We start from the raw sequence: 14,430 nt of genomic DNA, 5'->3' as shown, positions 1-14,430 counted from the left end.
GGGGGGGGGGGGGGCGACCCCGGGGCGGGGGGGGCGCGCGGGGGGGGGGGGCGCCCCCCCCCCCCGGCGCGGGGGGGGGGGGGGGCCCCGGGGGGGGGGGGGGGGGGCGGGGGCCCCGGCCCCCGGGCCGCTTCGCGATTGTCCGGGGTCAGGCCTTCAGCACCTGGTCGACCCAGCCCCGGGCGGCCGGCTCGAACTGCAGCGCCACGTGGGTGGAGATGGCGGTGACGTCCCGCCACAGCCGCTGCATGGGACCGGAGACCGCCTGCCCGCGGGTGCCGGACTGGCGGAACAGCCGGTCCACCGCGGTCACCGACAGATCGACGGCGAGGGCGCAGTCCCGCAGGTTGCGTGTGGTCTCCAGCGGGCTGGTGGCGGCACCCTCGTCGGCGAGCCGGGCGGCCCTCTCCAGCAGCAGCCGGGCCGCGTCCACCTCGCCGGCCGAGCGGGCCAGCGCCTGCTCGGCGGAGCCCCGCACGCCCTGCACTCCGGTGGTGCCGGGCAGTTGAGGGGCGTTGCCGACCTTCTCCGCGAAGTACGCCGAGAAGATGCGGACCATGCCGAGGGCGGCGCCGACCGCCGGCGCGGCGAACATCAGACCGTTGACCGCTTGGAGCGGGGCGCGGTGGCAGGCCGCCGCCACCCCGCCCCACGCCTCGCTGGTGCGCCCGGCGAACAGGTCGGCCCGGTCGAAGGAGAGGTGCTCGGGCACGAACACCTCGTCGAGGACCAGGGTGTTGCTGCCGGTGGCGGCCATGCCGACGCTGTGCCAGGTGTCCTCGATCCGGTACGCGGAGCGCGGCAGGGCGAACAGCCGGGCCTCGCTGCCCGTGCCGGACTCCACCAGACCGCACATCAGGGCCCAGTCCGAGTAGGCGACGCCGCTGATGTACGGCCAGCGGCCGGCGACGAGCCACCCGCCGGGGGCCGGCCGGGCGGTGCCGAACGGCGTCACCGACCCCACCAGCACCGCGTCGGGGCCGGCCGCCCAGATCGCCGCCTGGCCCCGCTCGGGCAGGAACGCCCCCGCCATCCGGGCGATGGAGGCGATCAGCGAGGCGCACCAGGAACTGGCCGGGCACTCCTCGGCGATCACCTCGACCGCCTCGACCAGCTCGGTGAAAGAACCGGCGTCGCCGCCGACCGCCGCGGGGGCGAAGTGCCGGGCGAATCCCGCCCGGACGAGCTCCCCCATCACGGCGGGGTCGACCTCGCGGACCCGTTCGGCGGCCTCGGCGCGGCGGCCCGCGGCCGGCGCGAGCACGGCCGCGGCGGTGGACAACCCGGCGGTGGGCATCTGTCTTCTCCTCAGCTCTCGGGTGTTCGGGAGGCGGCAGCTGTCGGTGTTCAGGAGGCGGCAGCTCTCGCTGTTCAGGGGGCGGCAGCCCTCGGTGTTCAGGAGGCGGCCGGCAGCCGGTGGAAGGTGTTGCGGAAGAAGGTCAGCGGCCCCTCCTCGCGCTGCACGGCCAGGTCGATCACCTCGCCGATGACGATCACGTGGTCGCCGGCGTCCACCTCGCGTTCGATCCGGCACTCCAGATACGCCAGCGCGTCGGAGAGCACCGGCACGCCGCTGATCCCCGGCCGGGTGTCGGCCTTGGCGGTGTGCCGGGTGTGCCGGCTGGCGAAGGACCGGCACAGCTCCTCCTGGTCGGCGGCCAGGATGTTCACCGCGAAGGCGCCGGTCCGCCGCAGGACAGGCAGTTCACCCGAGTCGTTGTGGATGCAGACCAGGATCAGCGCCGGATCGAGCGAGACCGAGGTGAAGGAGTTCACCGTCAGTCCCGTCGTGCGCTCGGTGCTGCCGCTGGTGATCACCGTGACGCCGGTGGCCCAGTTGGCGCAGACGCTGCGCAGCGCCTGCGGGTCCACCAGGGCCGGGTCCGGCTGCAGTACGCCCGTCGTGCCGCGCTCGCTCATGCCGCACCGTCGAGCAGCGGGTCGACGAAGAGGCCCTGGCTGCCCTCGGAGATCTCCTCCGCCTGGGCCAGCGTCAGCAGCACGGGCCCGGTGTACAGGCCGTCGGTCTGCCAGTTGTCGGGACGCAGGCTGATCGCGTACGGGTTGACCGGCGTCTCCGGGCTCAGGGTGACGCCGAGCTTGCGGGCCGCCCGGTGGAAGATGGCGACCGCGAGCGCCTCGGCGACCCGGACGTCGCGGGCGATCTCGGCGGCCAGCTCGTCGTCGCTGTAGTCGACCACGAGAGTGGCGTGGCTGTCCTTGATCGCCTTGGCCGGCACGTAGGCGTTGGCCGGGCCGTCGGTGACGACCTTCTCCAGCTCGTTCCAGTCGCGGAAGATCTGCTGGACGCGGTCGTTGACCGCGAACAGCTTCTCGATGTCGCCGCGCACCCGCTGCATGAACCCGTAGTCCAGGAAGCGGTTCTTGACGAAGATCAGCACGACGCCGACGTGGTTGAGCATGGCGTCCCAGCACAGCTTCGGCACCATCACCGCGGGGTTGCCGAAGGCCAGGTAGTGGTCCTCGACCTTGGAGACCACGAACCGGAAGGTCCGCAGGTGGAAGTCGTTGTAGAACTCCAGCCGCTCGGCGATGTCCTCGCCGGCGAAGTCGCGGGTGACCAGGTCCGTGGTGACGCTGTTGCCGTAGCCGATCATGTCCGAGCCCGGGGAGTAGAAGGCGTCCGCGAAGGCGCCGGCCTCACCGACCAGCATCCAGCGGTCGGGCGAGTACACCCGCTCGGTGCCGAAGGCGAAGTCCTTCAGGGTGATGAAGTCCGCGACGTCATCGGTGCGCCCGTCGACCACCTCGGCCAGCTGCGGCTCGTTGGCGCGCAGCCACTCCTGGACCTTCTCGAAGGTCTGGATCTCCTCGTACGGGTGGATCCGCGGGTCGGCGCAGACGCCGACCGAGATGTGGTCCGAGCCCAGCGGGATCAGCCACACCCAGTAGCCGTCGCCCATCAGGTGGTTGGTGGAGAACTTGCGGATGCCGGTACGGTTCATCCGCTCCATCCACCGCGGGTCGTCCTTGCCCCACTCCTCCAGGTCGATGCCGCCCGTGAGGCGGAACCAGGAGGCGTTGATGGTGTGCGCCTCCTCGCGGGACAGGCCCAGCTTGCGCTTGACGAAGTGGGCGCGGCCGGCCGCGTCGACCAGCCAGCGGGCGCTGATCGCACGCTCCTCGCCGCCCTGGGTGTAGGAAACCGTGTGGTCCTCGTCGCCCTCGCGGAGCTCGACGTCGGTGATCGAGGCGCCCTGACGCAGGTCCACGCCGGCGTCCAGGGCCATCCGGGTCAGCTCGTTCTCGAACCGGCCGCGGTCGATCTGGTAGTTGTCGTGCGCCGGGAACTCCCGCGGGCCGAGTTCGATCCGTTTGGTGAGTTCCTCGTTGCCGCCCGCGGGCTGGAAGAACCGCAGGCCGTTCTTCTTCAGGTGGAACTTCTCCAGATGTTCCTTCATCCCGATGATCTGGGCGAAGTAGTGCGCGCCCGCCGGCACCGTCGACTCGCCGACCTTGAACGCCGCCTCCGGCGCCAGGCCCTCCCGCTTGTCGAGGATCACCACGTCCGTCTCCGGACGGGCGTTCTTGAGCTGGACCGCGAGCGTGAGGCCCGCGAGGCCGCCGCCGAGGATCACCACATCGGTCGTAGCCTGATCCACCATCGCTCCTCCTGCTGGTAACAAGACGTCAAGAAGTCTGTGCGGGCGCTCTCGTGGCCCGCTCAAGCCCGCGTGGAAGCGGCCGCCCGAGGGTCAGAGCACCTCGGCGACCACCTCGAACAGGCCCGGATTGGCCGTGGCGTACGGCGGGTTGACGGCCTTCCTGGCCTGGAACTCCGGGTCGGCCTGCAGGGCCTTCCACGCCTCGACGCTGGTGTAGTGCGCGACGTTCACCAGCGGCAGGGAGGCGTCGCCGACCGCCTGGTGCATGCGGAAGTCGACGAAGCCCGGTGACTCACTGGCCCGCTGCGCCCGGGGGCGCCAGGCGTCCAGGAACTCCTCGACCCGCTCGTTCGGCAGCTCGAAGGCGTTGACCATGGTCACGCCCGCGCCGTCCGGCCGCTGCCCGGACGCGACCTCGCCGATCACCCGGTACACACCCCGGTGGACGGTCTTGGCGTACTTCTGCGCACCCGGGCCGCCCTGCTCGCCGGCCACCGCGGCGGCCAGGTCCGCGGCGGACGCCCAGTCGGCCACCGCGACCAGCTGGAAGCGGTGGTCCGCGCGCAACGCCCGGTGCAGGCGGGCACCGCGGAAGCCGGGCGCGGTGCGCATCGGTTCCAGGTGGGCGCGCCAGCCCGCGATGAACTCCTCGGTGTTCTCGACCGGCGCTTCGAGCACCGCGATCAGGGTGACCGGGCCGCTCTCGTTGCCCTTGCTCACGTGTCCGTCCTCTCTCCGTGGGATGTGTGGATGGTGGGAATCGCCCGGTCGTCATGCGTGGCAGGCGGGGAAGCCGCCGTGCAGCTCCGCCATGCCGCGGACCATCTCGTCGATGCCGGCGAAGTCCTCCGGGCGTCCGCCGCGCAGTTCGCCGTAGGCGCGGTACAGGTTGGGCACCACACGTTCGGTGTCCAGGTAGTCGGCGAACTCGCCGAGGTCGGCGGCACGGGCCGCCTCCAGCGGGTCAGCGCCCTGGGCGAGGCCGGCCTTGGCCACGTCCAGCAGCCAGGTCAGATAGCGCTCGGTGGTCTCCAGCAGCTCCGGGCCGCCGACCGGGCCGTGCCCGGGTACGACGGTGACCGCGCCCAGCGCCCGCAGCCGGGCCACGGCGTCGCGCAGGCCGCCGACCGAGCCGGTCAGCACGAACGGGGTCACCCCGTTCATCACCAGGTCGCCGGCGAACAGCACCCGGCTCTTCGGCAGCCACGCCACCGTGTCGCAGGAGCTGTGCGCCGGGCCGAAGGCACGCAGCCGCACCTCCCGCTCGCCGACGTGCAGCGTGAGTTCCTCGGCGAAGGTGACGTGGGGCGCGGCCGGCTGGACCGCGCCCCAGTCCACGTCGGGCCACAGGGTGGTCAGATGCAGCCCGGTGCGGACGGCCTCCTGCCGGGTCCGCTCGGCGGCCACCACCACCGCTTCCGGGAAGAGGTGGTTGCCGAAGGTGTGGTCACCGTGCGAGTGGGTGTTGACCAGCAGCCGCGGAAGCCGCGGCGCGGCGCCCGCGACCAGCTCGCGCAGCCGCCCGGCCCGGGCCTCGGTTGCGGCGGTGTCGATCAGCAGCGCGGTGCCGCCGTCGACCACCAGCCCCGCGTTGTTGAGGCACCATCCGCCGTCGGGCTGCAGGAAGGCGTGGATTCCTTCGGCTATCTCTTCGAGTCTTGGTGCACCGGTGAAAGCTGCCATGCGGCCACTGTCGTACGGGGCGCTCGACGGCTGCTCGAAGCGGCTCGCGGCATGTGTCCCGGCGGGATCGGAGCGGATTCCGCCCGGGTTCTCATGGCCTGCGTGCCCCGGCCGTCTCCTGGGTCTGGGCGGGGGATTCGGCCGGGTGCAAGGCGCCTCCGGAGGGCTGTGACAGCCGGTCGAGCCGGAGCAGACGTAGGAGCGGGTCCGTCGCGATGGTGGTCACGAGGGTCATCACCACCAGCACCGCGAACAGCCGGGAGTCGATCACCCCCAGCGAGAGGCCGACGTTGAGCACCACCAGCTCCGTCAGGCCGCGGCAGTTCATCATCACGCCGAGCCCCAGTGCCTCCCGGTTGCCCTCACCGGCCAGCCGGGCCGCGGCGAACGTCCCGCCGACCTTTCCGGCCACCGCCACCAGCAGGATGAGCGCCAGCACACCGAGCGCTGAGAGCGAGAACGCCGACTGCAGCCGGGTCTGCATGCCCACCGCCGCGAAGAAGAACGGCAGCAGCAACCAGAGCGCCAGGCCCTCGGTCCGGTGTGCGAAGTCCCTCACCGTCCGGGAGGAACGCGGCATCACCACGCCCGCCAGGAAGGCGCCGAAGATCGCGTGTACCCCGAACACATTGGTGATCACCGCGCAGATCAGCACGAAGGCCGTGATCAGCATGCCGATCGGCAGCACCCCGCCGCGCCGGCTCTCCAGGACCCGCAACACCTGCGCCAGCGCAGGGCGCACCACGAACCACAGCACCAGCGTGAAGGCCACCACCTCGGCCACGGCGACCAGTACACCCAGCGGCGAGTCGTTGCGCGCCTCGGCGACCACCACGCCCAGCGCACACCAGGCGGTGACGTCGCCGACGCCGGCCATCGCCAGCCCCATCGCGCCCAGCCGGGTGCCGATCAGCTCGCGGTCGGAGAGGATCCGGGCCAGCACCGGGAACGCGGTGACCGACACCGACAGCGCCACGAACAGCAGGAACGGCGTGGCTTCCACACCGTCCGGCTGGTAGTCGTCGCGCAGCCACAGGGCCGCGGCCATGCCCAGCAGGAACGGCACCGCGACCGCCGCGTGCCCGGCGGAGAGAACCTTGCCGCCGAGCCTGCGCAGCATGGTCAGCGGCATCTCCAGGCCGATCAGGAACATGAAGAAGACCACGCCGACCTGCGCCAGGGTGTTCATGGCCGGCGTGACCTCCGGTGGGAACACCTCCTTGGAGACACCGGGAGCCAGCGCCCCGAACACCGAAGGTCCGAGCAGCAGGCCGGCCAGGATCTCGCCGACCACCGGCGACTGGCCGACCGCGCGGGCCGCGAGGCCCATCAGCCCCGCCGCCGCGACCACCACGACCCCGGCCACCATCACCTGGCCGAACAGGTCGGCCGGTTCGCTCGGCTTCGTCGCGCCTGCGGTCTCCTTCACCGGGTGGGCGATGCCGTACTTCAGGAGCAGCAGCGCCAGCGCCAGCGGCACGAGGACCAGCAGCCCGTACGTGACCACCGCACGCGCCGTGCTGCGGGAGGGGGGCGGGTCGTCTTTCGCCTCGCCCGCCACGGAAAGGGATGGATCATGCGTCATTGCCAGGGTTCTCCTCACGGGACGATGACTGCGTCGCCGCCCCGCCTCCGGGGGCGCAGCGGGCAGCCGCGAGCCGGTCCGGGACGCAGCGATCGCTGCGTCCCGGACCTCTCGGGTGGGTGGGTGACGCCGGGTCAGCCGGTGCGCAGCAGGGCGCCGCTCACCGAGCCGCCGCGTACGCCGCTGAGCACCTCGGCCTGCAGCCGCTGGACCTCCGGGGCGGGCTCAAGGCCCAGCTCGGTCTTGAGCACCCGGCGTAGATCCTGGTACGCCCGCAGCGCCTCGGCGCGACAGCCGGTCGCGCGCAGCGAGTCGATCAGCTGGGCGTGCAGCCGCTCGTTGAGCCGGTGTTCGGCGACGAGCGAGCGCAGTTCGGGGATCAGATCCTGGTGCCGGCCGAGCCGGGCGTCCGCCTGGATGCGCAACTCCAGCATGCGCAGCCGCAGTTCGCACAGGTGCGCCTTGTGGATGGTCAGCTCCGGCCCCAGGTTGATGTCGGCCAGCGCGTGGCCGCGCCAGAGGCCGAGCGCCTGCCGCAGCCGCTCGGCGGCCTCCGCGACATGGCCCTGGCGCCACAAGCAGCGGCCCTGTTCGGACAGGGCCAGGAAGCGCTCGGCGTCGGTCCGCCCCGTGCGCAGTTCGTAGCCCGGCGCCCGGGTGACGATGTCGCAGCGCCGCTCACCCTGCGGAGCGGAGTCCAGGATCCGGCGCAGTTGGTAGACGTAGGTCTGCAGAGTGGTGGCCGCACTGCGCGGCGGCCGGTCGTCCCACAGTTCGGCGAAGAGGGTGTCGGTGCTGACCACCCGGTTCGCGTTGAGCGCCAGCAGCGCCAGCACCGCCTTCACCCGCGGTGCGGTCGGCGCCAGGTCGCGCCCGCCCGCGATGACCTCCAATTGTCCCAGCACATTGATCGTGACCACGATCTTTTCCCCCGTCCAGAGTTGCCCGTTCCCCTCGATGCGGAATCGATTCGCTTTCAACCAGTTTCCAACCGAGCCCGCGGGTGCAACAATGCCCTTTCAGTGGGCCGCACGCCACAATCTTCCAAGCCTCCCTCGAGCCGGGCTTGAGCCACCGGGAACGCCAAAAGACGTAGGCGAATACCTCTTTGGATACCGCGGCCGCGAAACTCCACCACAAACAAGTAAAATCAGGTTCGTCAATTGTGAATTCCTTGTTACTGATCAGTCGGTCAGACCCCTCGTCAGCCGTCGGCACGCGGTGCCGCTCCGGTGCTGCCTCTGGTGATGCCTCTTTCGAAGCAGCGCCCTGAGACGCCGCGCGTGCTCACCGGTCGCGGCGCGCCGCCGGGGGCTGGATGACCAGGGCGTTGATCGCCTTGTTGACCGCGTCGATGCGCGAGGTTGCGCCCAGCTTGGAGAAGATGTTGCGCAGGTGGCGCTTGACCGTGGCCTCGGTGATGTCCATCCGCGAGGCGACCTGACGGTTGGTCAGCGCCTCGGCCACCAGGGTCAGCACCACCAGCTCCCGCGCCGAGAGCAGATCGGAAGCCGGCATGTCCCGGGCCGGTTCCGCCGCCGGCTGCGGCACCACGGTCCCGGCCCGCGCGCAGCCCGACGGCACGGTGATGGTGACCGTCTGCTGTTTGGCGCCCGCGATGTCCCGGACGGTCGACAGCAGCAGGCCCTGACTGACGCTCTTGTGCAGGTAGGCGCACACGCCCAGGTCCAGCAGCCGCTGCATGAGCAGAAGGTCGCTCTGCGCGTGCAGCACGACGATCCCCACCGGGTGGCCGCAGTCCAGCAGTTCGCGCACCGCCGACGCCGGGTCCGGGCCGGGCGTCGCGATGTCCAGCAGGACGACGTCAGGCCGGCACTCGGTGACCGCTCGCACCGCGGACGGGCCGGAGTCGACGCCGTGCGCCTCCAGATCCGGCTCGGAGTCCAGGACATGGCAGAGCGCTTCACGTGGCAGGCGATGGTCGTCGACGACGACTATCCGCACAGGTTCCGGAGTCACCTAACCTCCGAAGACGTCCGATGCGAACCGGCGGGCATCCGAAATTCCGCATCCGCGCGGACCCTCGGAAAAACGGAAAGGAGAATTCCACCTCGCCGGGCGATTGGTCGCTGTGCCGCTCTTTTCCACATCTCCCCCTGGATCCCCGTAACCGCGTTTCGAAGTCTACTGCAGCGGCAGTTACGGGAGCCTGTGGCCAGGGCCACGGAAATGGCCGCGACGGGCGCGGAGCGGGTGCCGGTCCGTCGCCGGTCCCGGCCGAAGGGGAATGGTCACGTCCTGTTTCCCCGTCACCGCGTGGTTTTCTTCTCTCAGGTCCGCCGACGGCGTCAACCGGCGCCCAGCGGCTGACCGCCGTACGCGCCGCCCGCCGGGTCGAAGCGCAGAGCGATGTGGCTCGCCGCACAGTGCACGTCACGCCAGATCCGCTGGAGCGGGTCGTCCTGCGCCTGCGCGCCGCAGCCGGCCGAGCGGAACAGCCGTTCCACCGCGTCGACCAACTGGTCCGCGGCCAGCGCGCAGTCCCGTGGCGCGCGGGCCTGTTCGTCCTCGCCGCCCGGCCCGGCGTCGCCGCCCTGGGCCACGCGGCGCAGCAACAGGGCCGCGCTCTCGATCTCGCCCTCGGCCCGGGCGAGCACGCCCCGCACCAGTGGGTTGTCCATGGGCGCGAGCGACTCCCGCGCGGGCTTGCCGGCCAGTCGCCCCGTCCAGGCCCGCACGGCCGCGCGGGCCGCGCCGAGCACGGGGGCGGCGAACAACGTGCCGCTGATCGTGCGCAGTCGGGCGGTGTGGCAGGGCGCGTCGGAGCCGACGGCCCGGCCTCGCCGTACGTCGCCGCGCGCGACGGACCGGTGCCGGGGAACGAACACCTCATCCGCTACAAGGGTGTTGCTGCCCGTGGCGCGCATGCCGACGTTGAACCACGTGTCCACGACGCGGTAGTTGCGGCGCGGCACGGCGAAGACCCGGGCCACCGTCCGCTCGCCCCGGGGCACCAGCGCGCACACCAGCGTCCAGTCGGCGAAGTCCACGCCGCTGACCATCGGCCACTCCCCGGTGAGCCGCCAGCCACCGGTGTCGGGGACGGCATGCCCGCTGGGGTTGAGCGCTGCGGCGATCACGGTGTCAGCGCCGGCGGACCACAGTTCGTGCTGCCCTTCCTCCGGCAGGTACGCGCCCATCCGGGCTGCGCCGGCGACGACCGCGGCGATCCAGGCGGCGGAGGTGCAGCCCTCGCCCACCACGGAGACGGTGTCCAGGAGTTCCGCGAAGCCGCCCGCCCGCCCACCCCAGCGGACCGGCACGAAGTGCCGTGCGAAGCCCGCCGCGATCAGCGCGGCCACGACCTCGCCGGGCAGCCGGCCCACGTGGTCCGCGGCCGCGGCGTGCCGGGCGGCCAGTTCGGCGGCCTCCCGGACCTCGCTCGCCGTGTCGGTGGGGGTGAGTACGAAGCCGGACATGGGCGCTGCCTCCTCGCCGCGGGCCTTGTCCTGAGACCTCGACCTCGCCACAGGCGCCGGAGGAGGCCTGGGGAAATCTCGGGCCTGTCGCCCGCTCAAGCGGGTCGCTGCTCCGACAGTTGACGGTGGGTGAGGTCGAAGATGCTCCCGAGGAGGTCGGTCAAGGTGTATTCGCCCAGGTCCGGCCCGACGGCGGCCGGCGTCTCGCCCAGGCGGGCCTCGTCGTCCCGGGCGTCCGGTCCGCGCAGGTGCACACGGAGACGGCGACGGTCCAGGAGGAGCCCGCCGCCGGACCCACCCCGCTGGACATCTCCCGCGACTTGGAACAACGCCTCGACCGCCGTCACGTCCATGGGCAGGCCACCCCCCGCATCACCGCATCCGAATGCCGGGCCATCCCCGGCGTCTCCAGATACTCGTCCCGGGTGCTGGAGGGTGGCTGGACCTGCGGTCGACGTCGCCTTGCGGCCGGGCCGGGGCGGGCAGTGCCGACCTGGCCGGGCCGGTTCAGGACACGAGGCCGGCCGGGCAGTGTCGGCCTGACCGGGCCGGTCAGGACACGAGGCCGGCCTTCGTCAGCCACTCCTTCGCGACCGTGCCGGCGTCCTCCTTGTCGTTGACGAGCTTCTTCATCATCTCCAGCAGGTCTTCGGTGGTGAGCTTGGCCGAGACACCGTTCAGCGCTGCCTTGGCGGTGTCGTCGACCGCGGACTTGTGGACGAGGGGCGTGACGTTCTGCGAGGAGAAGAGGTTCTTCGGGTCCTCCAGCACCACCAGCTTGTCCTCCACGATGGCGGGATCGGTGGTGTAGATGTTGGCGGCCTGCACCTTGCCCGAGTTCAGCAGCTTCAGCAGGGTGCTCTGGGCACCCGCGTCGAGCGGCTGGAACTTCCCGAACTCGACGCCGTAGATCTTCTTCAGACCGATCCAGCCCTGCGTACGGGTCTTGAACTCCGAGCCGGCGCCGATCGTCCACTCCCCCGCGACCGGCTTGAGGTCGGCGAGGGTCTTGAGGTTGTACTTCTTGGCGGTGGCCGCGGTGACCGTGACCGAGTCCTTGTCCTCGGCCTCGGCGGAGTCGAGGATCTCCACCGACGACGGAAGCTTCTTCTTCAGTTCGGCGTTGATGTCGTCCGTACCGGTCGCGGTGCTGGTCTTGTCGACCGCCGTCGCCAGCAGGGCGCCGTTGTACTCCGGGAAGACCTGGATGCCGCCCTTGACCACCTGGTCGTAGTAGACCTCACGGGCCCCGATGTCGAACTTGCGGGTCACCTTCAGGCCCTTGGCCTCCAGGGCCTCGGCGTAGATCTCGGCGAGCAACTGGTTCTCCGGGAAGTTGGCCGAGCCGACGACGATGGACTTGCCGTCGCCGCTGCCACTGCCCCCGCCGCTGCCCGTCAGCGGGTTGTCGTCGCTGTCGCCGGAGCCGCCGCAGGCGGTCAGCGACAGGGCTGAGATCAGAACGAAGGCGGCGCCGCGGTGGATGGCTCGCATGGGTGTTTCCTTTCTCGGAGCCCGAAGGCTCGGAACAAACCTGGTGAAGAACTCAGGACTTGGACGCCGCGACTCTGAGGCCCGGCGAGACGATGACGCGCCGCAGCGCGGTGAACAGGATCTGGACGACGAGCGCCAGGACGACCACGACGGTGGAGCCGCCGATGACGAGTTCGTAGTCGTTGCGGGAGAGCCCGTCGACGATGAAGCGGCCCAGGCCGCCGAGACCGGGGTAGGCGGCGACGGTCGCGGTCGCCACGACCTGGATGGCGGCGACCCGCAGGCCGAGGAGGATCAGCGGCAGCGCCATCGGCACCTCCACCCGCACCAGGACCTCCCACTCGGTCATGCCGACCCCGCGCGCGGCATCCCTGGTCGCGGGATCCACGCCCCGGACTCCCTCGAAGGTGTTGATGAGGATCGGCGGGACCGCGAGCGCCACGAGGGCGACCAGTACGGGAGTGGTGCTGAGCCCGGCGAGCGTCACGACGAGGACCACCAGGCCGAAGGTGGGGATCGCCCGCGCGAGGTTGGCGACGCTGGCCACGGCGAACGCCCCGCGGCCGGTGTGCCCGACGAGCAGCCCGAGCGTCAGCCCGATCAGGGCGGCGAACAGCAGCGCCAGGCCGCTGTAGGTGAGGTGCTCCAGGAGCCGCTGCGGGATTCCCTCCGCCCCGTGCCACTGCTTCGAGGACGTCAACCAGTCCGCCACGAGTCCGAGTTGGTTCAGGAGATCGTTCATGTCGCCGTCACCTTGTTCCGGGACCAAGGGGTGAGCAGGCGCTGCGCCAGGACCAGCAGTGCGTCGGTGGCGAGCGCGAGCAGCATGATCAGCACGATCGCGGTGACGATCGGGGTCGTGAAGTCGAGCTGGAGGCCCCGGGTGATGTAGTAGCCGAGGCCGCCCTGCCCGATCAGCTGTCCCACGGCGACGAGGCTGATGGAGGAGACGGCGGCGACGCGTACGCCGGCGATGACGACGGGTACGGCGATCGGCAGTTCCACCTGGACGACTCGGCGTACCGGGCCGAAGCCGAGTGCGGTGGCCGCCTGGCGGACCGGTTCGGGGACCGAGGCCAGCCCGTCCACGACGTTGGGCACCAGGACCGACAGGGTGTAGAGCGTCAGCGGGATCATCACGGTGCGTTCCGTCAGCCCGGTGTACTTGACGAAGATCATGAACAGGGCCAGTGACGGGATCGAGTACAGGATGTTGACCACGGTCAGCACCGGCGGGTAGAGCCGGCGCCAGCGGTGGCAGAGGATGCCGACGGGCACCGAGATGATCAGCCCGAACAGCACCGGCAGCAGGCCGAGTCGCAGGTGGACCACGGTGTAGTCGGTCAGCTCGCCGATGTGGTCGCCGATCCAGTCCCACCGGACCAGCGGTTCACCGTCGCTCATCGCTCGCCACCGCCCGGGATGCCGGCTCCGGCTACGGGCGCCGCGGCCGCCGTCTCCGCCGCGGCCGCCGTCCCCGCATCGACCGCGGCCGCCACCGCGGACAGTTCGTGCGCGTCGACGACCCCGACGACCGCGCCGTCCGCGTCCACGCCCACCGCCAGCCGGGAGGGCGACAGGAGCGCCGAGTCGAGGGCGGCGCGCGCCGAGTCGTCGACGATGCTGAAGGTGTGGCCGAGCGGTGTGAGAGGCACGTCGGCGAGAGTGCCGCTCTGCGGCAGCCGCGTGACCGCGGCCCAGCCGAGCGGCCGCCCTTCGTCGTCGACGACGAGCACCCACGGCTCGTCCGCGGCCCTGGCCCGGGTCACGGGCGAGGTCAGCGGCAGCACCGCGCCGTCGCGCAGCGGCACCTCGGCCGCCTTGACGAAGGACAGCCGGCGAATGCCCCGGTCCTGCCCGACGAAGCCGGCCACGAAGTCGTCGGCGGGGTGAGCGAGGAGCCGCTCGGGGGTGTCGAACTGCGCGAGCCTGCCTCCGGTACGGAACACCGCGATGTTGTCGCCGAGTTTGATCGCCTCGTCGATGTCGTGGGTGACGAACACGATCGTCTTGTGCAGCTCCTTCTGCAGCCGGATGAACTCCGCCTGCAACTCCGCCCGCACGATCGGGTCGACCGCGCTGAACGGCTCGTCCATCAGCAGCACCGGCGGATCGGCGCCCAGCGCCCTGGCCACCCCGACGCGCTGCTGCTGGCCGCCGGAGAGCTGGCTGGGGTAGCGCCCCGCCAGCTGGGCCGGGAGGCCCACCAGCTCCAGCAGCTCCGCCGCCCGCGCCCGCGCCCTCTTCCGGCTCCAGCCGAGCAGCAGCGGCACCGTCGCGATGTTGTCGAGGACGGTCCGGTGCGGGAACAGCCCCGCGTGCTGGATCACGTACCCGATGCCCCGGCGCAGCTCGGGGGCGTTGACCTCCCGGATGTCCCGGCCACGCAGGCTCACCGTGCCGGCGGTCGGCTCCACCATGCGGTTGATCATGCGCAGGGTCGTGGTCTTGCCGCAGCCGGAGGGGCCGACCAGGACCGTGATGCCGCCCTCGGCCAACTCCAGGGACAGGTCGTCCACGGCCGTGGTCCCGTTTGGATAGTTCTTGCTCACCGCATCGAATTTGATCAAGGCTGCCCCTCACCTGACTGCATATGCGTATG

The 14,430-nt window shown here is 71.3% G+C and carries 14 protein-coding genes; all 14 read right to left on the bottom strand.

Annotation, left to right across the window (positions count from 1 at the left end; all coding sequences use genetic code 11):
* Positions 1-148: 148 nt before the first annotated feature.
* Positions 149-1,297 carry a hydrolase gene (locus ACIRD7_RS37055; protein WP_403460293.1) on the bottom strand — a complete coding sequence of 383 codons (1,149 nt, stop codon included), beginning with the start codon at positions 1,295-1,297 and terminating at the stop codon, positions 149-151.
* Between the two features lie 98 nt (positions 1,298-1,395).
* Positions 1,396-1,920 carry a flavin reductase family protein gene (locus tag ACIRD7_RS37050; RefSeq protein WP_403460292.1) on the bottom strand — a complete coding sequence of 175 codons (525 nt, stop codon included), beginning with the start codon at positions 1,918-1,920 and terminating at the stop codon, positions 1,396-1,398.
* Positions 1,917-3,626: a tryptophan 7-halogenase gene (locus tag ACIRD7_RS37045; RefSeq protein ID WP_403460291.1), complete on the bottom strand. Its 1,710-nt coding sequence runs from the start codon at positions 3,624-3,626 to the stop codon at positions 1,917-1,919. The genes ACIRD7_RS37050 and ACIRD7_RS37045 overlap by 4 nt, the downstream gene beginning before the upstream one ends.
* Positions 3,627-3,716: 90 nt before the next feature.
* Positions 3,717-4,346 carry an antibiotic biosynthesis monooxygenase gene (locus ACIRD7_RS37040; RefSeq protein ID WP_403460290.1) on the bottom strand — a complete coding sequence of 210 codons (630 nt, stop codon included), beginning with the start codon at positions 4,344-4,346 and terminating at the stop codon, positions 3,717-3,719.
* Between the two features lie 51 nt (positions 4,347-4,397).
* Positions 4,398-5,309, bottom strand: a complete 912-nt coding sequence (locus ACIRD7_RS37035) for an MBL fold metallo-hydrolase (RefSeq protein ID WP_403460289.1) — start codon at positions 5,307-5,309, stop codon at positions 4,398-4,400.
* Positions 5,310-5,400: 91 nt separating this feature from the next.
* The gene (locus ACIRD7_RS37030) at positions 5,401-6,894 is read right to left on the bottom strand and encodes a cation:proton antiporter (protein ID WP_403460288.1); all 1,494 of its coding nucleotides are present in this window, start codon (positions 6,892-6,894) and stop codon (positions 5,401-5,403) included.
* 134 nt (positions 6,895-7,028) lie between these two features.
* Entirely contained in the window at positions 7,029-7,814 is a 786-nt protein-coding gene (locus ACIRD7_RS37025) for a BTAD domain-containing putative transcriptional regulator (protein WP_403460287.1), read from the bottom strand.
* A gap of 367 nt (positions 7,815-8,181) precedes the next feature.
* On the bottom strand, positions 8,182-8,874 hold the full coding sequence (locus tag ACIRD7_RS37020) for a LuxR C-terminal-related transcriptional regulator (protein WP_403460286.1): 693 nt from the start codon (positions 8,872-8,874) through the stop codon (positions 8,182-8,184).
* Between the two features lie 329 nt (positions 8,875-9,203).
* Positions 9,204-10,334 carry an acyl-CoA dehydrogenase family protein gene (locus ACIRD7_RS37015; RefSeq protein WP_403460285.1) on the bottom strand — a complete coding sequence of 377 codons (1,131 nt, stop codon included), beginning with the start codon at positions 10,332-10,334 and terminating at the stop codon, positions 9,204-9,206.
* Positions 10,335-10,429: 95 nt separating this feature from the next.
* Complete coding sequence (locus ACIRD7_RS37010) at positions 10,430-10,687, bottom strand: hypothetical protein (protein WP_403460283.1); 258 nt, start codon at positions 10,685-10,687, stop codon at positions 10,430-10,432.
* Positions 10,688-10,886: 199 nt separating this feature from the next.
* Positions 10,887-11,819: an ABC transporter substrate-binding protein gene (locus ACIRD7_RS37005; RefSeq protein WP_403460296.1), complete on the bottom strand. Its 933-nt coding sequence runs from the start codon at positions 11,817-11,819 to the stop codon at positions 10,887-10,889.
* A 61-nt stretch (positions 11,820-11,880) separates the two neighbouring features.
* The gene (locus ACIRD7_RS37000; RefSeq protein ID WP_403460282.1) at positions 11,881-12,570 is read right to left on the bottom strand and encodes an ABC transporter permease; all 690 of its coding nucleotides are present in this window, start codon (positions 12,568-12,570) and stop codon (positions 11,881-11,883) included.
* The gene (locus ACIRD7_RS36995) at positions 12,567-13,232 is read right to left on the bottom strand and encodes an ABC transporter permease (RefSeq protein WP_403460280.1); all 666 of its coding nucleotides are present in this window, start codon (positions 13,230-13,232) and stop codon (positions 12,567-12,569) included. The genes ACIRD7_RS37000 and ACIRD7_RS36995 overlap by 4 nt, the downstream gene beginning before the upstream one ends.
* Positions 13,229-14,398, bottom strand: a complete 1,170-nt coding sequence (locus tag ACIRD7_RS36990; protein ID WP_403460279.1) for an ATP-binding cassette domain-containing protein — start codon at positions 14,396-14,398, stop codon at positions 13,229-13,231. The genes ACIRD7_RS36995 and ACIRD7_RS36990 overlap by 4 nt, the downstream gene beginning before the upstream one ends.
* Between the last annotated feature and the right edge of the window lie 32 nt (positions 14,399-14,430).

Source organism: Streptomyces sp. NPDC093568, from assembly GCF_044764945.1.
Taxonomy (GTDB): Bacteria; Actinomycetota; Actinomycetes; order Streptomycetales; family Streptomycetaceae; genus Streptomyces.
Note: the sequence above shows the minus strand (reverse complement) of the source record. Positions and strands in the feature narration are given on the sequence as shown.